Source organism: Streptomyces sp. NBC_01214 (genome assembly GCF_026340975.1).
Classification (GTDB): domain Bacteria; phylum Actinomycetota; class Actinomycetes; order Streptomycetales; family Streptomycetaceae; genus Streptomyces.
Map to the genome: position 1 here is coordinate 341,112 of NZ_JAPEOS010000001.1, position 20,734 is coordinate 361,845.

Here is a 20,734-nt window from a genome sequence, read left to right on the forward strand (position 1 = left end):
CAATCAACTCGGCGACGGCCCTCGCGGGCGGGTTGATTGGCCGGTGTCACCGATTACTTCCGGTCAACTCCGAGTGCCATTTCCATTGGTTCTCGTGATCAGTTGCGTCACACGCATCCGGCTGGCCGAACCATCCCTCGGGCAGCCGGGCTTCCATCGAAACCCCATGAGAAGGAGCCCTCGTGCCGCTCACCGAGCCCATCACCCCTGCCGGCGCGCTCTACCGTTCGGAGAGCCCCACACGGGTCGCCACGCGCCGACGTCTGCTGATGTGCCGACCCCGGCACTACGACGTCACGTACTCGATCAACCCGTGGATGAACCCGCAGCACGCCACGGACAACGCGCTCGCCGTCAGCCAGTGGGAGGGCCTGCGCGACCTGTACCTCGAACTCGGCCACGTGGTCGAGGAGATAGACCCCATCGAGGGCCTGCCCGACATGGTGTTCGCGGCCAACGGCGCCACCGTCGTCGACGGCAAGGTCTACGGGGCCCGGTTCCGGCACGCGGAGCGCACCGCCGAGGGACCCGCGTACCTGCGGTGGCTGGAGGGCCGCGGCTACACGGACACGCTGTGGCCCGAATTCGTCAACGAGGGCGAGGGCGACATCCTCACCGTCGGCCGCCGCCTGCTGGCCGGCACCGGATTCCGCACGGACCCGCGCTCCCACGCGGAGGCGCAGGAGTTCTTCGGCCTCCCGGTCACCTCGCTGACCTTGGTGAACCCGGAGTTCTACCACCTGGACACCGCACTCTCCGTGCTGTCCGAGGACGAGGTCATGTACTACCCGGCCGCCTTCTCCCAGGGCAGCCAGGCCGTACTGCGCGCCCTGTTCCCCACGGCGATCCTGGCCACCGCCGAGGACGCGGCCGTCTTCGGCCTCAACGCCTTCTCCGACGGCCGCCACGTGCTCCTGCCGGCCGCGGCCACCGGCCTGCACGCCAAGCTGCGGGCGCGCGGCTTCGAGCCGATCGGGGTCGAGCTCTCCGAGCTGCTCAAGGCCGGCGGCAGCGTCAAGTGCTGCACGCTGGAACTGCGCGATCGCTGACCGCGCAACCCTTTCGGCGGCGACGGTGTTCCTACCGTCGCCGCACGGCCCTGGCGGTGGGCCGGGTCGTGACGAACGAAGATCATGACGAACGAAGGAGTCCCGCCATGCCGACCCCCGGTCCGCTCAGCGGTGCCAGCGCCACGGTGGCGATCCATCCCACGCCCGTGGGGCCGCTCGTGCTGGCGGCGACGGACGACGCGCTCGTGCTGTGCTGTTACGGCACCACCGAAGAAGCCGCGGAGCGCCTCGGCCGGGCCGGACTGCGCCCAGCCGGACCGGAGGAGGCGGGCGCACCGGGACGGAAGGTCCTGGACGAGGCCCGGGAACAGATCGACGCGTACCTGGCCGGTACGCGCCGGGACTTCACCGTCGCGACGGACCTGCGGCTCGCCACCCCGTTCAGCCGGCGCACCAACCTGATGCTGGCCGAGTTCGTCCCGTACGGGCGCACCGCGACCTACGCGGAGCTCGCCCGGGCCCTGGACCGGCCCGGCGCCGCGCGCGCCGTCGGCACGGCGCTGGGAGCCAATCCGCTGTGCGTGGTGCTGCCCTGCCACCGGATCATCGGCTCCACGGGCAGTCTCAGCGGCTACGCGGGAGGGCTGGAGGCCAAGCGCCGTCTCCTCGCCCTCGAAGCCGCGGCCGCGCCGGCCGCCTGAATCCGCCCTCCCCGCTGCAGAAAGCAGAGCATGTGAGCGCGTACGAGCCGTCCCAGCTCCCCGGCCTCGAACTGCCCGGCCCGGTCTTCGCCCCCTCCGCGCCCTCCGCGCCCTCCGCGCCCTCCGCGCCAGGAACCCTCGACTGGACGGGGCTGGCCGCGGAACTGAACGCCGAGGGGGTGGCGGTGACCCCGCCGCTGCTGTCGCCCGAGCAGTGTGCGGAGCTGCGGGAACTCTTCGACCACCCCACCGCCTTCCGCAGCACCGTGACCATGGCGCGGCACCGCTTCGGCGAAGGCCTCTACCGCTACTTCGCCTACCCGCTGCCCGAACTCGTCCAGGACCTCAGGGAGCGGCTGTACCCACCGCTCGCCCTGATCGCCAACGAGTGGGCGCGGCGTCTGGGGCAGCCGGCCTTCGCCCCCGACCACGAGGGACTGGTCGAGGCGTGCGCGGCCGCCGGGCAGCACCGCCCGACCCCGCTCCTGCTCCGGTACGGGCGGGGCGGCTACAACTGCCTGCACCAGGACGTCTACGGTGACCTGACCTTCCCGCTCCAGGTGGCGATCATGCTCGACCGCCCGGACGAGGACTTCACCGGCGGGGAGAGCGTGTTCGTCGAGCAGCGCCCGCGCGCCCAGTCCCGCCCGCTCGTCAGGCGGCCGACCCAGGGCCAGGGCCTGATCTTCACGGTCGACCACCGCCCGGTGCGCTCGGTGCGTGGCTGGAGCCGGGTGACGTTGCGGCACGGCGTGAGCGCCGTCCTCAGCGGGCAGCGCCACGTTCTGGGCGTCATCTTCCACGACGCGCGCTAGGTCGTCGTAGGGAACGTCTCTACCGGGAACGTCGCTACCGGAAGGCGGCGGAATCCTCCGGTCCGAGGACCCGGTTTCTGCCGCCCCGTTCCAGCGGACCGGCGCGGCGCGCGGTTCCCGCGGGTCAGCGCCGCGTGCGCCGCGCCCGACCCCGGCAGAACCGCCGCTCGCGCTGGAGTTCCGCTGGAGTTCCGCCCCACCGGGCTTCCGTACGGTCGCCTTGCGACGGAGCGCCGATCTTGACGGGCCGTCGTGCACCACGGCTGATCGGGCGGTCCAACGTGAGGAGCGGTGGCGAACATGCAGCACGTCCAGGGCGCACAGGTCACGACTTCGGGGCACGATCCCGGACCCGACGGTCCGAGCCTGTCGCTCAACAGCTCTCAACACCGGCTCATCACCGCGTCCCTGCAATCGCTGGCGCAGGAGATGAACGACATAGCCGAGCAGGCGTCCGCCCTGCTCACGACACCAGCGGGCGGTCCGTCCACCGACTCCGAGGTCTTCACCCGGATCGCCCGCAGAACCGTGCCCCGCTGGCACTTCGCGATGCTGAACGACACCGAGCGCAACGACGCCCTGGCCGGCGCCTTGGCCCGGGGCGTTCCCTCCGGAGCGACCGTGCTGGACATCGGCTCGGGGAGCGGGCTGCTCGCCATGGCGGCGGCCCGGGCGGGCGCGGCGCGCGTCATCACCTGCGAGATGAATCCGCTGCTCGCGGAGGTGGCCCGGCAGGTGATCGACGCCCACGGCTTCAGCGAGGTCATCACGGTGATCGGAAAGCCGTCGACCGCGCTGGAGATCGGCCGTGACCTCGACGCCCCGGTGGACGTACTGGTCTCGGAGATCGTCGACTGCGGTCTCATCGGCGAGGGCCTGCTGCCGTCGATCCGGCACGCGCGCCGGCACCTGCTGAAGCCCGGCGGCACCATGTTCCCCTCCGCGGCCCGGATCCTGGGCCGGCTGGTCAGCAGCGAGGACATCCAGCGGCTCAACCAGGTCACCACGGCCGGCGGCTTCGACGTCTCGCTGATGAACACGCTCTCCACCCGGGGCCACCTGCCGGTGCGCCTGAGCACCTGGCCCCACCGGTTCCTGTCCGAGACCACCACGGTCGTCGGGTTCGACCTGGCCGAGGACCCCCTGGAGCCGGGCGAACGCCAGATCGACCTCACCGCGAGCACCGACGGGGAAGCGCACGCCCTGGTCGTCTGGTTCGAGCTGGACATGGCGGCCGGCACCACGCTGACCAACTCCCCGGAGAACACCACGTCGCACTGGATGCAGGGCTGGGTCCCGCTGGAGAAGACCGTCCAGGTGAAGGCCGGCGAGAGCGTCCCGCTCCGGCTCCGGTGGAGCGACTTCTCCCTCAGCGTGCACGTCTGATCGACACCGCTAGCGGGCCCGCCCCGTACCGCCGCCGGCCGTACCTCCTGCGCATCCGGACCAAGGAGAACGCAATGAGTCACGCACCGCAGCACGTCCCGTTCGAACTCAGCGGCACCGAACTGCGCGACGCGATCGTGCAGTACGCCACGAACCCGATCTTCCTCGACAACCTGGACTGGCAGAACGACGACAACCCCTACCGTCGCCAGCTGCGCCCGCAGATCCTGCCGCACCTCGACTTCGACAAGGTGCCGGGCCGGGAGAACGTCCTCGACTACACGAGCCTGGCCGTGCAGCGCCTGCTCACCTCCATCTACGAGGCGGACCTGGTGTTCTTCCCCAAGTCCGGCCTGGAGGGCAAGGAGGGCAAGGAGGAGGACTTCCGCGCGTTCTACAGTCCGGCCAACCGGGCGCTCGGGGAGCGGATACGGCCGGCGCTGGAGCGGTACGCCTTCGGTTTCCTCGACGACGAGGTCGAGACGTCCGGGAAGTGGACGAGGGCGAGCCTGGACAGTTACCTCGACTCCCTCGACATGGGCGGCGGCGAGGAGCTGTCACCCATCGAAGCGGCCGTCACCGGCTCCGCCGACCCCGAGCGCGCCGCCCGCATGTGGCTGGTGCAGTTCGCCCCCGACTTCCTGTCCGAGGCGTCGCCGATGATGCGCAACGTCCTCGGCTACTACGGGCCGGTCCAGTCCGAGTGGTTCAAGGTCGTCATCGACGAGTACGGCTACGGCGTGCACGACACCAAGCACAGCACCCTGTTCGAGCGGACCCTGGAGTCCGTCGGCCTGAAGTCTGACCTCCACCGGTACTGGCAGTACTACCTCAACAGCAGCCTGCTGCTGAACAACTACTTCCACTACCTGGGCAAGAACCACGAGCTGTTCTTCCGCTACGTCGGCGCCCTGTTCTACACGGAAAGCTCGCTGGTCGACTTCTGCCGGCGGGCCGACCGCCTGCTGCACGGCGTCTTCGGCGACCCGGTCGACACCACCTACTTCACCGAGCACGTCCACATCGACCAGCACCACGGCCGCATGGCGCGCGAGAAGATCATCGCGCCGCTCATCGAGGCGCACGGCGAGGGGATCATCCCCGAGATCGTCCGCGGCATCGAGGAGTACCGGGTGCTCCTCGAGGTCGCCGACAAGGACTTCGTCGCGCAGATCTCCTGGATGGACGACCAGCCGGAGCTCAAGAAGCTGCACGGTCCCGTCTACGAGGCCATCAAGGAGGGTCGGGTCCAGGCGCCGGTGGCGCACCTGGTCGAGCCCTTCAACGAGCTGTCGAACACGCACTGCCACGAGGGCGACGAGCTCTGCCACATCGTTTCCGGCACCATGCGCTTCGAGAGCGGGCTCGGCTCGTCGCTGACGCTGGAGGCGGGAGAGGGGGTCGTCATCCGGCGCAACCGGCTGCACGGCGCCGACATCCTGTCCGAGGAGTGCGTCTACGAGATCCACTCGGTGGGGGATTACCGCACATGCCTGTAGTGAGCTTCCCCGTCGCGGGGCGGGAGAACTGCGTGGTCGTCGCCGGGACGGCCTATGTGTACGCCACGCTCGACGGCCGCGGCTTCGTGATGAACGCCTCGTGCCCCCACCGCGGCGGCCCGCTCCACCTGGCCGGTGTGACACCGGACGCCGGCCGGCTCGTCTGCCCCTGGCACGACCGCAAGACGTCCGCGGCGCGGCTGCGGGCCGAGGTCCCGGCCGTACGGACCGGGAACCGGGTCACGGCGGTCTTCCCCGACCGTCCCGCCGCCGGCCGGGCGGCCCCGGCCGGCGACTGCGGCCGCACGAGCCGTGAGTACCGGCCGCTGTCGCCCGCACTCGCCCGCCCGGGCGCGGCGGTCTGATCCCCCTCCCGTTGCACCCGGCGCCGGACATCCGGCGCCGGGTGCAACGGCCCGGACCGCCCCGGTGTTCTACAGGTGGCGGCGCACCGGCCGAACGCACGACGACGAACGAGGAGTGTGGACCATGGCGTGGGACGGCGAGAAGCCGCTTCTGCTGCTGATCGGAAGCAGCGGCCAGCGCAGCAGGGAGTTCATTCTGCGGACGGTGAGCACGCGTTACGCGTTATGGCTCCTCCAGCCCGCACCGGTGAGCTGGGAAGAGCCGTACGTCGTGGGCTCCACGATCGTGGACAACACCGACCCGGACGCGCTGACGGCGGCCGCCCGGCAGGTGGCCGCCGAGCACACCCCGACCGGTGTGTTCTGCTACGACGAGGGGCTCGTGACCCCCGCCGCGCACGTGGCCCGGGCGCTGGGGCTGCCGGGCAACTCCCCCGAGTCCGTCATCGCGTGCCGGGACAAGGCCGCCACGCGGTCCGCGCTGGAGTCGGCCCGGGTGCCGCAGCCGGCCTCGATCGGCGTACGGTCGCTGGCCGAAGCCCGGGCGGCGGCGGAGAAGATCGGCTTCCCCGTCGTGCTGAAGCCGCGCGGGTTGGCCGGCGGGATGGGCGTGCGCAAGGCCGACGGCCCCGATGACGTGGAGAGCGCGTACCGGGCGGCTTCCGGCGCCTCCTACCCCGGTGTTCCCGTCTTCGACGTGTCGGTGCTCGTCGAGGAGTTCGCCGACGGCCCCGAGATCAGCGTCGACGCGGTCTTCTTCGACGGGGAGTGCGTTCCGCTCGTCGTCGCCCGCAAGCAGGTCGGCCTGGCCCCCTTCTTCGAGGAGACGGGTCACGAGGTCGACGGGGCCGACCCGCTGCTGACCGATCCCGGGCTGCTGGAGGCGCTGCGGTCCGCGCACGCCGCGCTGGACTTCCACACCGGCGTCAGCCACACCGAATTCCGCATCACCGCCGGCGGACTGCGCCTGATGGAGGTCAACGCCCGCCTCGGCGGGGACATGATCCCCTACCTCGGGGAGCTGGCCACCGGGGTCGACGTGGCGATGGCGGCGGCGGACACCGCCGCGGGCGCCCGTCCAGACACCAAGGTGCGCCACCGCAAGGCCGCGGCCATCGCCTTCCTGTACCCGGACGAGGACATCGAGATCGATGCCGTGACCGTCCACGAGGACCGCTTCCCGGCCGGTGTGCACAGCGCCGACGCGATGGCGGGCCCCGGCGCGGTGCTGCGCCTGCCGCCGCGCGGCTACATCTCCCGCTACGCCCGCGTGATCGCCCTCGCCGACTCGGTCGAGCAGGCCCGCGCCGCCCTGCTGAGCGCCCCCGAGATCGTGGAGCTCGACTCCCGCCCGGCGGAGGTACCCGCTCCGTGACGAACACCGGACCCGACGCTCCGGAGGGCCGCAAGGCCGCCCGGCCGTCCGTCGTACAGACCCTGCGCGGGATCCCGGGACCGATCTGGCTGGTCCTGGTCGGCATGCTGATCAACCGGCTGGGCAATTTCCTCCAGATCTACCTGGTGCTCTACCTGACCGACAAGGGCTTCAGCACGTCCGCGGCCGCCTTCGCCCTCGGTGCGTACGGAGTGGGTTCGGTCGTCGGCGTCCTGGCGGGCGGCTCGATCTCCGACCGGGTCGGCTACGCGTGGACCATCGTCGGCTCCATGGCCCTCGCCGGCCTGCTCACCCTCAGCCTGGTCCACCTCGACAGCCTGCCCGTGGTGATCACGGTGGCCGCGGTGATCGGCATCGCCGCCCAGGCCTACCGGCCCGCCTCCTCGGCTCTGCTGGTGGAGGCCACCCCCGAGGAACACCACGTGATGGTGTTCGCGGTCTACCGCATGGCGTTCAACCTCGGCACCACCGCGGGCCCGCTGCTCGGCGCCCTGCTCATCAGCTACTCGTACGACCTGATGTTCTACATCGACGCGGTGACGTCGGTCGGCTTCGCCCTCTTCGCCCTGGTCCTGGTGAAGACCGGCCACAGCGCCGGTCCCGGCGCCCGGGATCCGCAGGCCGACGGCCGGTCGTACCTGGCCGTGCTCCGCGACCGTCGCTACCTGCTGTTCCTGCTGGCGCTCTTCCTCAACGCCGTCGTCTACATCCAGCACACCTCCGCGCTGCCGCTCCAGCTCAAGGCGGACGGCCACGGACCGACCTTCTACTCCACCCTGCTCTCGTTGAACGCGGCCATGGTCATCTGCCTGGAACTGCTGTTCACCAAGTACGTGCAGCACCTCCCGGGTCGGTTCGCCGTCGCGCTGGGCGTCGGCCTGGTCGGCGTCGGCATGAACCTGTACGTGGCCGGTCCCGGCATGGCCATGTTCGTGATCGCGACAGTGGTGTGGACGGTCGGCGAGATGATCGGCACCCCGACCGCCTCCGCCTGGCCCGGCAAGGTCGCCCCCGCGCACCTGCGGGGCCGCTACATCGCGGCCTCCGCCTTCCCGATGCAGATCGGCTACGCGGTGGGCCCGGTGATCGGCATCGCGGCCTGGCAGGCCTCGGCCGCCTCCGTGTGGTGGCTGTGCGGAGCGCTGACCGCCGTCGCCGTCGTCGTCACCCTGATCGGCATGGCCGAACCCCCGGCCGACGAGCAGCGGCGGACCGCGGACGCCGAGCCGGCCACCGCGCCGACGCCCGCCGAAACACCCTGAGCCCCGTCCCCCGTCCCCCGTCCCCCGTGCCGCGGTTGCCCGGCACGCCGTGATCCGGAAGTGAGCGAAGCTGCCCATGGCCTACGCAGACGGCATCGAGAATTTCGTGAAGACGGTCGACGGCGCCCTGCCGCCGGACTTCTACACCTACCCCGTCGAACGACAGCGCGCCCTGTACGACGGGCTGACCGAGGTCCTCCCGATCCCCGTGCCCGAGGGCGTCAGCCACCGGGACGCGAGCGTCACCCACGGCGGGCGCACCGCCCGCATCCGCATCTACGAGCCGGCCCGGCGCACGGGCGACGCCGTGCTGTTCTACATACGCGGCGGCGGCTTCGTCATCGGCTCCCTCCACAGCCACCACAGCCTGGTCGCCGAACTCGCCGACCGAACCGGCCTGGTGGCGATCGCCCTCGATTTCGGCATGGCCCCGGAGAACCCGCACCCCGGCCCGCTGGAGGACTGTTACGCCGGACTGTGCGGCACGCTGGCCGACCTGCCCGCCCTCGGGCTCGACGGCATCGACCCCGAGGGCGCGGTGCTCTGCGGAGAGAGCTCCGGCGCCAACATGGCCGTCGTCCTCTCGATGATCGCCCGCGACCGGGGCGGCCCCCGGCTGCGCGGCCAGGCGGTGATCAGCCCGGTGCTCGACTTCACCCGGTGGCGGCACGGCGGCGAGGACGCGCCCCTGCTCTCCGGCGGGGAGATGGAGTTCTACACCGCCTGCTACTGCCCGGAGCCCGGGCAGGCGGAACTCCCGTACGTCTCGCCGCTGCTCACCGGCACCTTCCACGACCTGCCGCCCGCCTACGTCGTGGGCTGCGAGATGGACTCGCTGCGCGTGGACGCCGAGAAGTACACCGCCCGGCTGCGGCAGAACGGCACGCCGGTGACGTACGTGATGGAGGAGGGGATGGTGCACGCCCCGGTGCGCGCCCGCCGGATCAGCGAGCCGGCCGGGGCGTTCTTCGCCCGCTACTGCGACGCCGTGGCCGCCCTGGCGGCCGGAGAGGCGGCCGGCCGTGACGAGCGCTGAGCGGATCCCGGACGCGCCGCAGGGCCCCTGCGTGATCGTCGACCCGTACTCCTCGGGGGCGCTGTTCGCACAGACGCTGGCCGACCACGGCGTCCCGGTGGTGGCGGTGGTCACCGGCCCCCGGCCGCCGGAGGCCTACGCCTCCTCCTACCAGCCGCAGGACTTCCCCGAGATCATCGTCTACGAGGGCGACCTGGAGGCCGTCGCGGAGCGGCTGCGGGCGCTGGACCCGCGCTGCGTCGTGGCGGGCTGCGAGTCCGGGGTGGAACTGGCCGAACGGCTCGCCCCGCTCGTGACGCCCGAGCGGTGCAACGTGCCCGAACTCGCGGCGGCGCGGCGGGACAAGAGCAGCATGGCGGCCGCGGTCGCGGCGGCGGGCCTGCCGGTCATCCCGCAGATCTGCACCGCCGACGCCGACGAGGTGGCGTCCTGGCTGGAGCGCGAGGGCCTGGCCGGGGCGGACCTGGTCGTCAAGCCGCCCAAGAGCGCCAGCACCGACGGCGTGATCAAACTGACCGGCGGAGAGGACTGGCGGAGCGTGTTCGCGCGCCAGATCGGCCGGGTCAACCAGTTCGGCGAGGTCGACGACCGGCTCCTGGTCCAGAAGTTCGTCACCGGCACCGAATACGTGATCGACACCTTCAGCCACGACGGCAAGCACGCCGTGGTCGACGTGTGCGCCTACCGCAAGGTCGACAACGGTCCGCACATGGCCGTCTACGACACCATGCGCTGGCTGCCCCCGGACGACCCGGCCCTGCCCGGCCTGACGGAGTACGTCTTCGGCGTCCTGGACGCGGTGGGGCTGCGCTTCGGCTCGGCCCACGTCGAGGTGATGGGCACGGCGGAGGGACCGCTGCTCATCGAGCTCGGTGCCCGGCCGCACGGCGGCGGCCAGCCGCGCTTCAACCGCAACGCCACCGGCGACAGCCAGATCGACCGGACCGTGCGCTGGCTGACCGGGGGCGAGCTCCCGCAGGGCTACGAGCTGCTCGTCCACCAGATGTGCGTCTTCCACATCGCGCCCCGCTCCGGAACCGTCCGCGGCACGGCCGCCCTCGACGTCGTCCGCGACCTGCCCAGCCACCACTTCTCGATCCAGAACCTGGCCGACGGCGACCACGTCCCCGCCACCCGGGACCTGGTCGACAGCCTCAACTTCGGGTTCGTGATCCTCGCCCACCCCGACGCCGCGCAGATCCAGCGGGACTACGAGGCCGTCCGGGCCGCGGAGCTCCGGCTTTCCATCGAGGAGCAGCGATCAACACCGCCGCCTTCCTGATCAGTTCCCTGGTGGTGATCATGACGCCCGGGCCCGACCTCGTCGTGATCACCAATCTGGTGCTGAACGGCTCCCTGCGGGTGGCCACCGCCGCCGCGCTCGGCATGATCACCGCGGGGGCCGTCCAGGCCGGGCTCGGCGCGGCCGGGCTGGCCGCGCTCCTCGCGGCGAGTCCGGGGCTCTTCGCGGCCTTCCGCTGGACCGGCGCGGTCGTGCTGCTCGGCTGGGCCGTGCTCGCCCTGCGGCGGGCCACCGGCCGGGCCGGCGGCGGCACCGAGACCGCGGCCCCGGCCCCGGCCCCGGCGCCACCGCCCCGGGCCACGGTCACGGTCCCCGCGCACGCGACGGGTCGGCCGGGACAGCAAGGTGAGCGCCTCGTCCTCACCGAGCACGTTGAGGTCGAGCCGCGGCACACCGTCCCGGGCCACCAGCCCCGGCAGGGTGTCGCGGCTGGTGACGAGGACCGCACAGCCGGCCGCGCCCGGAACGAGCGGCCGGATCTGGCTCTCCTCGCGGACGTTGTCCGGCACGATCAGCATCCGCCGGTCCGACAGCAGGGTGCGGTACAGGTTCGCGGCTTCGTCGAGGGACCGGGGGAGCTCCCCGTCGGGGACGCCCAGGGCGCGCAGGAACGAGGCGAGGGCCTCCTGCGGATGCAGCGCCCGCCGGTCGGCGTACCCGTGCAGGTCGACGTACAACTGCCCGTCCGGGAACCGTTCGCGCACCCGGTGCGCCCAGCGCACGGCCAGCGCCGTCTTGCCCACCCCGGGGAAACCGGTGACCAGCACCGCCGGGACCTGCCCGACCCGCTCGCCGGTGGGCAGGAGCAGCCGGTCCAGCCGTTTCAGCTCGGCGGTGCGGCCGACGAAGCCCGTGCTCGCGGCCGGCGTCTGGGACGGCCGGGGCCTCGCCGGGGGTGCGGCCGGCCGGACCGGGGGCGCGGCCGGCGCGTCGAACGCGGCCCACGCGGCCGCCGGTCCCGTCCGCGGCCACGGCAGTTGCTGGTGCAGGATCCGCAGGTGGGCACGGCGCAGTTCGTCACCCGGCTGGACGCCGAGCTCCCGGTCGAGTCCGCGGGCCACCTCGGAATAGGTCTTCAGGGCCTCCCGCTGCTCCCCGCAGCTCGCCAGCACCAGCATCAGCCGCGCCTGGAGTCCCTCGTGCAGCGGTTCCTCCTCCGTGGCACCGCGCAGCGCACCCAGCACCCGCTCGGGCCGCCGCACCTGCAAGGACAGGTCCGTGTAGAGCAGCAGGCTCTCGACCCGCTGCCGGGCGGCCGCCGTGGCGGCGGGATGGTGCGGCAGCAGCGGCTCGCCGGCCAGCAGCGGGCCGCGCCAGCAGCCGTAGGCGCGTTCGGCCAGCTCGTGGGCGGCTTCCGCGTCCCCGGCCCCGTGCGCCTGCCGCGCCCGTGCCCACAGGTCCTGGAACTGGGTCAGGTCGACCTGGTCGCGCTCCAGTTCCAGGACGTAGCCCGTGTGCGTGCGCGACAGGAACGAGGGGGCCGGTGCCCCCGCCCGGCCACCGGGGAGCAGCAACACCCGGCGCGCCTGGCTGACGTAGGTGTGCACCAGGTTCTGGTACGAACGCGGCGGGTCCTTCGGCCACAGCGCATGGGTGATCTCCCCCAGGCCGGCCGCCTCGGGGTAGCGCAGGGCGAGCAGGGCCAGCAGGCGCCGCACCTTGGCCGCGTGGACGTGGGTCTCGACACCGCGGTACCGGACGGACAGCGGGCCGAGGATGCCGATGTGGAGCCGCTCGCTCCCCGGGCGTACGGCCTCACGCGCGGGCGGCGCCAACTGCCGCGCGGTGTCCGCGTCGAGGCCCAGCACGCGGGCCAGCAGCCGCACGGTCCGGGTCTGGGGCCGGTGCACCCGGCCGTGCTCGATGTCCCGCAGGACCCGCACGCTCACCCCGGCGCGTTCCGCCAGCTCGCGCTGCGTCAGTCCCTCCCGCCCCCGGAACGAGAGGAGCCGTTCACCGAACGACCAACTGCCGCCGCTTAAGTCTTCGTCCGCCGTCGCCGTGCCGCGGACGGGGTTCCCCATCATGTCCGGAATGCGGGTGCGACAGAAAGGAAAGCAAGAAGAAAACGTCTTGTGAATCGCTTTTCCATTGCTGTGCGCAGAACGGTCGCCACCACGCTTCCCCCGAGACCTCGCTGGATCTTGAGCAATCCGAACCGGAGCGATCAGCCGAGCGCCCACGGCTCGTCCGCAACTCTAGCTTCGCGTTGCGACCACTGATCAAGGGGCTCGCCCCCTTTGTTCCGAACCGATCACATCGCACCCCTCGCACCTCCGACTTTCAGAATCCCGCGCATATCGGCCAGTTGGCGAGAAAGAGCCAGTCCCGCCGGGGAGCGCATGAACACGATCTCCATCACCTCCCGGGAAGATCGCGCGGACGCGTCCGATAGGCGAATGACATAAACGGAACCGAATATCGCACCGAATGCGAATGGCAGGCAAAATAAAAGAACTTTCGAGTGAGGTGCAACGTTCTCACGCGGCCCGGTGTTCACAAGGAGGATGGACGAGACGACCCTCCCCCTGACGGAGCTGCTCGCGACCGACCTGGACGACGGGTTCACCGAACTCGTGCGCACCCAGGCCGGCACCGTGCGTTCCGTCCTGCTGCGTCTCTCCGGCTCCGCGCGGGACGCCGACGACCTGGGCCAGGAAACGTTCCTGCGCGCCTACTCCGCCCTGCGCGACTACCCGCCCGAGCGCCGCGGGCAGCTCCAGCCGCGGGCCTGGCTGCTGACCATCGCCGCGAACGTGTGGCGCAACCACGTCCGCACCCTGAGCCGGCGGCCCGGCGTCGCCGACGGCATCGAGGTGACGGCCATCGAGGTCCCGGACGGCGCCCCGGGGCCGGAGCAGCTCGCGCTCGACGGGGCGCGCCGGGCCCGGCTGGTGGCCGCACTGTCCGCACTGCCGGACCACCACCGACTGCCCGTGGTCCTGCGGCACATCGGCGAGCTGAGCTACCAGGAGGTGGCCGGGATCCTGGACTGCCCGGTCGGCACGGTGAAGGCCCAGGTGTCGCGGGGGCTGGCCGCGCTGCGCGCGGAGCCCGGCCTGGCCGCCGACCGCGCGACGTACGGAGCGGCCGCAGCTGCGGCCGGGGGAACGACGGCGAAGACGACACACGAACCGGGCCGGAAGGAAAGGAAGGAGGCGACGGGATGAGACTGCCGGACGAGTGGGACACGTTGCGCGAGGCGGCACCCGCGGGGTTCGCGGCGCGCGTGCTGGACCGCGTCGGCGTTCCGGCGCATCGCTACGACTGCTACGTGCGGGCCGACTCCCCGGTCGGCCCCCTCTACGTCGCCCACGGGCGGGGCGCGGTGACCGGCGCCGCCGCCACGGACTGGTACGCCGACGACCGGGCGTTCGAGGACGCCTACCGGGCCCGGACCGGGCGGTCGGCGCTCTCCGGGACCAAGCCCCCGCCGGGTCTGGCGCGGGCCCTGCGCGGCCGGGACCGGACCCTGCGCTACGCGTTCGGGCCGCTCGCCGACGAAGCGCGCGCCGTCCTGCAAGCGACCCGGGCCGTCCCGTTCGGGCAGCTCCGTCCGGCGGCCTGGCTGGCCCGCGAAGCCGGAATGCCGGGTCTCGCGCCCGAGACGGTCGTGGCGGCGGTCCGGGCCAATCCGGTCCCCGTGCTCGTACCCGCGCACCGGCTGTGCACGGACGACGGGCTCCCGGCGGACTGCGGCCTGCCGGCCGGGTTCGAACGGCGGCTGCGGGAGTGGGAGGGGGTGGACGCCGAGCGGGTGGAGCGGTTCGTGCGGGCCGGCGCCCGGTTCCTGGGCAGCGGCACCACGCGGATCTTCTGCTACCCGACGTGCGCGCACGCGCGCCGCATCACCGCCCGCCACGAGGTGCCCTTCACCTCGGCCGACGAGGCGTCCGCCGCCGGGTTCCGGGGCTGCCTCAGCTGCCGACCGGCCGTCGTCTGACCGCTGACCGGCAGGCCGGTCCGGGCCGGTCCGGGCCGTCGGCGCGCGCTCAGCGGTCGGCGGCGATCAGGTCGAGCAGGCCGGGGAAGCGCAGGTCCAGGTCCGCGCGGCGCAGCGTGGCCGCCCGGCTGTTGCCCCGGTCCACCTGCCGCACCAGGCCCGCCTCGCGCAGGATCCGGAAGTGGTGGGTGGTCGTCGACTTCGAGACCGGGAGGTTGAAGGAGGCGCAGGTGCGCGCCGTGCCCGCCGGCTCCCGCAGCAACGCGCTCACGACGGCGTAGCGCAGGGGGTCGGAGAGCGCGTTCAGCACGGTCAGCAGGCTCATCTCCTCCAGCGAGGGGTGGCCGTCCTCGTCGGGCATCGTGCCCTCCTCCCTTAGGTACGGCTTGCATCATACCTCTCCCCATGCCACCTTAAGGTTCGATCAAAACCGAACCTGGCCGCCATAGGGCCGGGCCGAGCCTGGAGTTGTGCCCAATGAGTACGCAGACCACGTCGTCGGCCGCACCACCGATGCGGGCGAAAGGGCGGCCCGGGCGAACCGCCACCCTGGCCGCCGTGCTCCTCGCGGTGTTCGTCGTCCCGATGTCGATCTCCGGTACGGCCGTGGCCCTCCCCGAGATCGGTGCCGACACCCACGCCGGCCTCGCGCCCCTGCAGTGGGTGGTGAACGCCTTCAACGTGGCCTTCGCCTGCTTCACCCTCGTCTGGGGTTCCCTCGCCGACGTCATCGGCCGGGTCAAGGCCTTCGCCGCCGGCGCCGCCGTCTACGCCGCGGCCTCACTGGGCGGCGCGCTCGCCCCCGACGTGCTGTGGCTGGACGCCACCCGCGCGCTCGCCGGAACGGGCGGCGCGGCGATCTTCTCCTGCGGCGCGGCGATCATCGCGACCGTGTTCGACGGACCGGCGCGCGCCAAGGCCTTCGCCCTGTTCGGCACCGTCGCCGGCGTCGGCGTGGCGGTCGGCCCCTCACTGGCCGGCGCTCTCGTCCAAGGCCTCGGCTGGCGCTGGGTGTTCGCGGTGCACGCCGTCGCCCTGCTCCTCGTCCTGCTCGCGGTGCCCACCATCGCCAGGGCCGTACCGGCCGACGGCGGCAGCGGAGCCCGCGTCGACGTGCCGGGCAGCGCGCTGTTCGTCATCGCCATGGTGCTGCTGACCACCGCCATCGTGCAGGGCTCGCAGTGGGGCTGGGGCAGCCCGGGCGTCCTCGGACTGTTCGCGGGCGCAGCCCTGGTCCTCGCGGTCTTCGCCGCCGTGGAGAACCGTCGGGAACACCCCGTGCTGGACCTGAGCCTGCTGCGCAACCGGCGTTTCGTCGGCCTGTGCCTGGTGCCGGTCGCCGCGTCCTTCGGCTTCGTCACCATGCTCACGTACCTGCCGAGCTACCTGACCGCGGCCACCGGCCGCGACAGCGGCGCGGCCGGCCTGACCATGCTGCTGCTCACCGTGCCCGTACTGGTCTGCCCGCTGCTCGCCGCGAAGCTGGTCGCCCGCGGGGTCCCCGCGCTCGCCCTCGTCCACGTCAGCCTCGCCTGCCTGGTCGTCGGCGACCTGGCGCTCACGCTGTTCTCCCCCGACGTGACGGTCCTCGTCGTCGCCCTGCCGATGCTCGTCACCGGCGCCGGCATGGGCCTGTCGGCGGGGCTCGTCGACGGCCAGGCGCTGGAACTGGTCGACCCGGCCAGGGCGGGCATGGCGGCGGGCTTCCTCAACACCCTGCGGCTCGGCAGCGAGGCCATCGCCGTGGCGGCGTACGGATCGGCCCTCGCGACCGTGCTCCGCTCCCGCGTCGAGGACGGCATCGGCACGTACGCCGGCGCCGCGCAGGCGGACCGGGTCGCCGACCGGGCCGCGGGCGGCGACCTCGCCCGGGCCACCGAACTGTCCGGTGCGGCGGACGCCGAGGGCTTCGCCCACTTCCTGGCCGGGGCCTACGACTCCGCCTTCCACACCGTCCTGTGGGGACTCGCCGCGGTCTGCGCCGTCCTGTGCGCCGCGATCGCCGCCCTGCTGCGCGGCGGCCCCGCCAGGAGCACCGCCTGACCCCCTGCCGACGGGCATGAAAAATGCCCTCCGAGACTGCGTTTCCGCAGGTCGGAGGGCATTTATGACGTGGAGCCTAGGAGATTCGAACTCCTGACATCTGCCTTGCAAAGGCAGCGCTCTACCAACTGAGCTAAGGCCCCATGGAAGTGGACGCACCCGTCCCGTGCGGGAGGTGTGGTCGTTCCGCAGAACAGAGTACCGGGTGTACCCCCTCATCTCGCAAAATGATAGGGACTCCCGCCGTGCGACCACTCTCCGTAAGATGCTCGCGAGGTTCGCACCAGCGAAGGGGAGTAGTAAGAGTGGACGCAGTACAACAAGAGGCCACGGCCAGAGCCAGAGAACTTCAGCGCAGTTGGTACGGGGAGCCGCTGGGAGCGCTCTTCCGCCGGCTCATAGATGACCTCGGCTTGAACCAGGCCCGCCTCGCTGCCGTCCTCGGACTGTCGGCGCCCATGCTGTCCCAGCTGATGAGCGGCCAGCGCGCCAAGATCGGGAACCCGGCCGTGGTCCAGCGCGTCCAGGCCCTCCAGGATCTCGCCGGCCAGGTGGCCGACGGAAGCGTCAGCGCGGGGGAGGCCACCGACCGGATGGACGAGATCAAGAAGACCCAGGGGGGCTCCGTCCTCAGCAACAGCGGTCAGACCACCACCAGTTCCGGCGCACCCACGGTCAAGCGGGTCGTCCGCGAGATCCAGTCGCTGCTGCGCTCGGTCTCCGCGGCCGGCGACATCATCGACGCGGCGAACACCCTCGCCCCCAGCCACCCGGAACTGGCAGAGTTCCTCCGGGTGTACGGCGCGGGCCGCACCGCCGACGCGGTCGCCCACTACGAGGCCCACCAGAACTGACACGCACGGGGCGGACGACGGGGGACGGGGGACGGGCACAGCGATGGGTGAGGTCTTCGCCGGTCGGTACGAGCTGATCGATCCGATCGGACGCGGTGGCGCGGGCGCCGTTTGGCGGGCCTGGGACCACCGCCGTCGACGCTACGTGGCCGCGAAGGTCCTCCTGCAGAGCGACGCCCACACGCTCCTGCGGTTCGTACGGGAGCAGGCACTACGGATCGACCATCCGCACGTACTGGCTCCGGCCAGCTGGGCGGCCGACGACGACAAGGTCCTGTTCACCATGGACCTGGTCGGCGGCGGCTCGCTCGGCCATGTGATCGGGGACTACGGGCCCCTACCGCCCCGGTTCGTGTGCGGCCTGCTCGACCAGCTCCTGTCGGGGCTCGCGGCGGTGCACGCCGAGGGCGTGGTGCACCGCGACATCAAACCGGCCAACATCCTGATGGAAGCGACCGGAACCGGGCGGCCGCACCTGCGTCTGTCCGACTTCGGCATCTCCATGCGCAAGGGCGAGCCCCGGCTGACCGAGACCGACCTCGTGGTCGGCACGCCGGGCTATTTCGCCCCCGAGCAACTGCTGGGCGCCGAGCCCGACTTCCCCGCCGACCTCTTCGCCGTGGGGCTGGTCGCCCTGTACCTCCTCCAGGGCCGCAAGCCCGATTCCCGGGCACTGGTGGAGCACTTCTTCGCGCACGGCACCCCGGGCGCCCCCGAAGGCGTTCCCGCACCGCTCTGGGACGTCATCGCCGGTCTCCTGCAACCGGACCCCCAGAACCGCTTCCGGACGGCCACAGGGGCGCGCAAGGCCCTTGTCGAGGCCGTGGAGCTGCTGCCGCCGCCCGCCCCGGACGAGGATCCGGTGGAGGTGTTCGACCAACTCGGCCCGCTGCCGCCCGGATTCGGCCCGCAGGGCCCGCCGAGCACGGCGGCCACGACCCCGCGGGCTCCCGACGCCGGGGCCCCGGAGGCGGCGTCCGCCGCCTCCGTGACGGCGCCCGCGGAGCCCGTCCGGACCGACCCGCGCGGTACGGCGCGGACCGCCCCGGTGGCCCTGCCCGCGCCGCCGGCCCCGTATCCGGCCGCTCCGTTCTCCCCTGCCTCGCCCGTCGCCCCGGCCTCCCCCGCCGTCCCGGCCCAGGTGCCCGCGTACGGGCCCTCGGAGACGGGCAGCTTCCACCTGCCGCCGCCAACCGCGCCAGCCGCACCGGCCCCCTCGGCCCCCGCCGGGGCGCCGGTCCGGGCGGGCGGCGGGATCGCCCCGCCCCCGGCGAAGGCGGTGGCCTCCCTGCTCGCCGCGGCGCTGCTGTGCTTCGCGGTCGGCGTCTGGGCCCTCACGCAGATGTAGCGCCGCGCCCCCGCCGGCCGAGCAGGACCCAGCCGCCCAGCACCGCCAGCAGCAGCGTCCCGGTGCCGAATCCGGCGCCCGCCACGATTCGCATCGTGGAGTGCCGCTCGGCGGCCTCGGCGGCCTCCGGGGCGGTGAGCCCCTCCTTGGCCGCGGCCCGGTCCTCCTCGCCCACCCCGAAGCCTCCCGCGGCCGGACCCTCCTTGTACGCGGGCGCCTTGGCCGGCGTACCGGTGACGTCCAGGCGCAGGGTCAGCGGCACGGGCACCGCGTCCTCGGTGAAGTCGGCGACCTTGGCGCCCATGGTCACCGCGACGTAGTACCAGCCCGCGACGGAGACGGGCTGCACGCTCGATGCACCCGCGAAACGGTTCTCGTACGTGACGGGCGGGGTCTTCTCCAGGGTGATCCCGGCCTGCTTGCCGTCGTACGAGGTGTCCTTGTCGGAGATCAGGCCCCGGTAGGGGCTGTAGAGGGAGACGGTGAGCCCGCCCGACGCCGAACCGTAGTTCTTCGTCATCTTCGCGGCGGCCAGCTCGGCGCCAAGGCCCAGCTGCTGCCCCCAGTCCAGCGGGACCCGGTAGAAGCGGGTCTGCCCGGGCCGCATCTCGTCGCGCCACACGCCGGCGCCCAGGGCGCGGGCGTCGTTGAAGCCGGTCCCGCCGCTGCGGGGCACCGCCTCGGTGCCCGGCAGCACGGGGGCGCCCGAGGGCCAACCGCTGGGCGCGGTGGTGGGGGCGCCCGCGCCGCGGCCGGGCTCCCGCTGGACCTTGATCTCCAGCGGCCAGGGGCTCTGGTCGTAGCCCTTGGCCGAGGTCCGCGTGACCTTGGCGTAGTACACGCCCGCGGGCGCGCAGTCCTCGTCCTCGGCGCCCCGGCGGACGCCGGCCGCGCTGATCGGGTAGGGGTCGTAGCCGAAGTTCGCCCGGCCGCCGCTCCGGGGGCAGGAACGCCCCGCGGTGGTCATGATCTCCACGTCGATGCCGTCGCCGCCGGAAACCTTCGCGCCCGCCGCGGGGCGGACCACGGCGGAGACGTAGACGTCGGACCCGTCCTTGTCGAGGACGAGCCGGTACACGCGTTCCCCCGGCCCGAGCGTGTCCCGGTAGACGTTCCCGGCCTCGATCTGCGGGGCGTCGGCCGTGGAGGGCTTGCCCTCGATCGACGTGGCGCCGTCCGCGGCCCGGTAGGTCGGGAGGGGTCCGGGCGCGGCCCCGTCGGCGTACGCGACCCCCGGCGCTCCCGCGACCATGCCCAGGGCCGCCGCCCACGCCGCCGTCCGTCCCCGAACCATCACGCCCACCCCGAATTTGCTTGCGCAAGCCAAATCTTTACATAACGGAAGTTTTCGTTACAGAGCAGCACAAAGCCCCGACCGCAGCGGCAGCCGGGGCTTCATGGGATCAGCCTTGGGTCTCACACACCGGAACCAGAGGGCACGGAGTCAGTTGCCTCCGTCCACAGGTCCTGCTCGGCGCGGTCCGCCTGGATCTGGCGGTACACGAGGAGCCCGCCGATGGCGGCCAGTGCGACCAGGAGCAGCTTCTTCACCGCGCGACCTCGTCTTTCGTTGACGTAGGGGACTTCTGGCGCCCAACAATACACACCGACCGATACCGATCGGTGACCTGGCGGTCCACCAACTGGCCCAACGAAGAAGACCCCCAGGCCTTGGCCTGGGGGTCTTCGACACTGTGGGGCTAACAGGATTTGAACCTGTGGCCTCATCCTTATCAGGGATGCGCTCTAACCAACTGAGCTATAGCCCCATCC

Annotated in this window: 18 protein-coding genes, 2 tRNA genes and 2 pseudogenes; 16 read left to right on the plus strand and 6 right to left on the minus strand. The window is 72.3% G+C overall.

Annotation, left to right across the window (positions count from 1 at the left end):
- Positions 1-182: 182 nt before the first annotated feature.
- The 11 genes and pseudogenes from ddaH to OG594_RS47335 form a co-directional block, all read left to right on the plus strand.
- A complete protein-coding gene (gene ddaH, locus OG594_RS01710) occupies positions 183-1,049 on the plus strand; it encodes a dimethylargininase (RefSeq protein ID WP_353962627.1) in 867 nt (288 codons plus the stop codon).
- Between the two features lie 107 nt (positions 1,050-1,156).
- Complete coding sequence (locus OG594_RS01715) at positions 1,157-1,711, plus strand: methylated-DNA--[protein]-cysteine S-methyltransferase (protein ID WP_266594735.1); 555 nt, start codon at positions 1,157-1,159, stop codon at positions 1,709-1,711.
- A gap of 32 nt (positions 1,712-1,743) precedes the next feature.
- Positions 1,744-2,526 (plus strand): 2OG-Fe(II) oxygenase, encoded by a 783-nt coding sequence (locus OG594_RS01720; RefSeq protein WP_266594736.1) that lies wholly within the window; start codon positions 1,744-1,746, stop codon positions 2,524-2,526.
- A gap of 300 nt (positions 2,527-2,826) precedes the next feature.
- Positions 2,827-3,912, plus strand: a complete 1,086-nt coding sequence (locus OG594_RS01725) for a 50S ribosomal protein L11 methyltransferase (protein ID WP_266602519.1) — start codon at positions 2,827-2,829, stop codon at positions 3,910-3,912.
- Positions 3,913-3,986: 74 nt separating this feature from the next.
- Positions 3,987-5,411 carry an iron-containing redox enzyme family protein gene (locus tag OG594_RS01730; RefSeq protein ID WP_266594737.1) on the plus strand — a complete coding sequence of 475 codons (1,425 nt, stop codon included), beginning with the start codon at positions 3,987-3,989 and terminating at the stop codon, positions 5,409-5,411.
- Positions 5,402-5,776: a Rieske 2Fe-2S domain-containing protein gene (locus tag OG594_RS01735; RefSeq protein WP_266594738.1), complete on the plus strand. Its 375-nt coding sequence runs from the start codon at positions 5,402-5,404 to the stop codon at positions 5,774-5,776. Before OG594_RS01730 ends, OG594_RS01735 begins: the two co-directional genes overlap by 10 nt.
- Before the next feature lie 124 nt (positions 5,777-5,900).
- The gene (locus OG594_RS01740) at positions 5,901-7,151 is read left to right on the plus strand and encodes an acetyl-CoA carboxylase biotin carboxylase subunit family protein (protein ID WP_266594739.1); all 1,251 of its coding nucleotides are present in this window, start codon (positions 5,901-5,903) and stop codon (positions 7,149-7,151) included.
- Positions 7,148-8,434: an MFS transporter gene (locus tag OG594_RS01745; protein WP_266594740.1), complete on the plus strand. Its 1,287-nt coding sequence runs from the start codon at positions 7,148-7,150 to the stop codon at positions 8,432-8,434. Before OG594_RS01740 ends, OG594_RS01745 begins: the two co-directional genes overlap by 4 nt.
- A 76-nt stretch (positions 8,435-8,510) precedes the next feature.
- Positions 8,511-9,470, plus strand: a complete 960-nt coding sequence (locus OG594_RS01750; protein WP_266594741.1) for an alpha/beta hydrolase — start codon at positions 8,511-8,513, stop codon at positions 9,468-9,470.
- Positions 9,457-10,752 carry an ATP-grasp domain-containing protein gene (locus OG594_RS01755; RefSeq protein WP_266594742.1) on the plus strand — a complete coding sequence of 432 codons (1,296 nt, stop codon included), beginning with the start codon at positions 9,457-9,459 and terminating at the stop codon, positions 10,750-10,752. Before OG594_RS01750 ends, OG594_RS01755 begins: the two co-directional genes overlap by 14 nt.
- 20 nt (positions 10,753-10,772) lie before the next feature.
- Positions 10,773-10,946: pseudogene (locus tag OG594_RS47335) on the plus strand (LysE family translocator); the annotation flags it as partial.
- Positions 10,947-11,117: 171 nt separating this feature from the next.
- Here OG594_RS47335 and OG594_RS01760 read toward each other — a convergent pair.
- Positions 11,118-12,800: pseudogene (locus OG594_RS01760) on the minus strand (BTAD domain-containing putative transcriptional regulator); the annotation flags it as partial.
- Positions 12,801-13,280: 480 nt separating this feature from the next.
- Here OG594_RS01760 and OG594_RS01765 point away from each other — a divergent pair.
- Together OG594_RS01765 and OG594_RS01770 are read left to right on the plus strand one after the other, a co-directional pair.
- Positions 13,281-13,943 carry an RNA polymerase sigma factor gene (locus OG594_RS01765; protein ID WP_266594744.1) on the plus strand — a complete coding sequence of 221 codons (663 nt, stop codon included), beginning with the start codon at positions 13,281-13,283 and terminating at the stop codon, positions 13,941-13,943.
- Positions 13,940-14,716 carry an MGMT family protein gene (locus OG594_RS01770; protein ID WP_266594745.1) on the plus strand — a complete coding sequence of 259 codons (777 nt, stop codon included), beginning with the start codon at positions 13,940-13,942 and terminating at the stop codon, positions 14,714-14,716. The genes OG594_RS01765 and OG594_RS01770 overlap by 4 nt, the downstream gene beginning before the upstream one ends.
- A 49-nt stretch (positions 14,717-14,765) precedes the next feature.
- Here the strand turns inward: OG594_RS01770 and OG594_RS01775 are convergent, their stop codons facing one another.
- Positions 14,766-15,077, minus strand: coding sequence for a helix-turn-helix transcriptional regulator (locus tag OG594_RS01775; protein WP_266594746.1), 312 nt, complete (start codon positions 15,075-15,077; stop codon positions 14,766-14,768).
- A gap of 152 nt (positions 15,078-15,229) precedes the next feature.
- On the opposite strand from OG594_RS01775, the gene OG594_RS01780 reads away from it, so the two are divergent.
- Positions 15,230-16,759, plus strand: coding sequence for an MFS transporter (locus OG594_RS01780; protein WP_266602521.1), 1,530 nt, complete (start codon positions 15,230-15,232; stop codon positions 16,757-16,759).
- A 70-nt stretch (positions 16,760-16,829) separates the two neighbouring features.
- On the opposite strand, the gene OG594_RS01785 is transcribed toward OG594_RS01780, so the two are convergent.
- Positions 16,830-16,902: transfer RNA gene (locus OG594_RS01785), tRNA-Ala, on the minus strand.
- Between the two features lie 162 nt (positions 16,903-17,064).
- On the opposite strand from OG594_RS01785, the gene OG594_RS01790 reads away from it, so the two are divergent.
- Complete coding sequence (locus OG594_RS01790) at positions 17,065-17,613, plus strand: transcriptional regulator (protein ID WP_030012999.1); 549 nt, start codon at positions 17,065-17,067, stop codon at positions 17,611-17,613.
- Between the two features lie 43 nt (positions 17,614-17,656).
- Positions 17,657-18,961, plus strand: coding sequence for a serine/threonine-protein kinase (locus OG594_RS01795; protein WP_266594747.1), 1,305 nt, complete (start codon positions 17,657-17,659; stop codon positions 18,959-18,961).
- Here OG594_RS01795 and OG594_RS01800 read toward each other — a convergent pair.
- The 3 genes from OG594_RS01800 to OG594_RS01810 form a co-directional block, all read right to left on the minus strand.
- A complete protein-coding gene (locus OG594_RS01800) occupies positions 18,948-20,255 on the minus strand; it encodes a hypothetical protein (protein ID WP_266594748.1) in 1,308 nt (435 codons plus the stop codon). The two genes, OG594_RS01795 and OG594_RS01800, sit on opposite strands and share 14 nt — an antisense overlap.
- Before the next feature lie 122 nt (positions 20,256-20,377).
- Complete coding sequence (locus OG594_RS01805; protein WP_208809277.1) at positions 20,378-20,512, minus strand: DLW-39 family protein; 135 nt, start codon at positions 20,510-20,512, stop codon at positions 20,378-20,380.
- A gap of 144 nt (positions 20,513-20,656) precedes the next feature.
- Positions 20,657-20,730 (minus strand) — tRNA-Ile (locus tag OG594_RS01810).
- Between the last annotated feature and the right edge of the window lie 4 nt (positions 20,731-20,734).

Excerpts from the sequence above, each read along its gene's own strand:
- OG594_RS01715 (WP_266594735.1), top strand. The coding sequence starts at position 1,157 with ATGCCGACCCCCGGTCCGCTCAGCGGTGCCAGCGCCACGGTGGCGATC.
- OG594_RS01725 (WP_266602519.1), top strand. The coding sequence starts at position 2,827 with ATGCAGCACGTCCAGGGCGCACAGGTCACGACTTCGGGGCACGATCCC.
- OG594_RS01730 (WP_266594737.1), top strand. The coding sequence starts at position 3,987 with ATGAGTCACGCACCGCAGCACGTCCCGTTCGAACTCAGCGGCACCGAA.
- OG594_RS01735 (WP_266594738.1), top strand. The coding sequence starts at position 5,402 with ATGCCTGTAGTGAGCTTCCCCGTCGCGGGGCGGGAGAACTGCGTGGTC.
- OG594_RS01740 (WP_266594739.1), top strand. The coding sequence starts at position 5,901 with ATGGCGTGGGACGGCGAGAAGCCGCTTCTGCTGCTGATCGGAAGCAGC.
- OG594_RS01750 (WP_266594741.1), top strand. The coding sequence starts at position 8,511 with ATGGCCTACGCAGACGGCATCGAGAATTTCGTGAAGACGGTCGACGGC.
- OG594_RS01765 (WP_266594744.1), top strand. The coding sequence starts at position 13,281 with ATGGACGAGACGACCCTCCCCCTGACGGAGCTGCTCGCGACCGACCTG.
- OG594_RS01770 (WP_266594745.1), top strand. The coding sequence starts at position 13,940 with ATGAGACTGCCGGACGAGTGGGACACGTTGCGCGAGGCGGCACCCGCG.
- OG594_RS01775 (WP_266594746.1), bottom strand. The coding sequence starts at position 15,077 with ATGCCCGACGAGGACGGCCACCCCTCGCTGGAGGAGATGAGCCTGCTG.
- OG594_RS01780 (WP_266602521.1), top strand. The coding sequence starts at position 15,230 with ATGCGGGCGAAAGGGCGGCCCGGGCGAACCGCCACCCTGGCCGCCGTG.
- OG594_RS01795 (WP_266594747.1), top strand. The coding sequence starts at position 17,657 with ATGGGTGAGGTCTTCGCCGGTCGGTACGAGCTGATCGATCCGATCGGA.
- OG594_RS01800 (WP_266594748.1), bottom strand. The coding sequence starts at position 20,255 with ATGGTTCGGGGACGGACGGCGGCGTGGGCGGCGGCCCTGGGCATGGTC.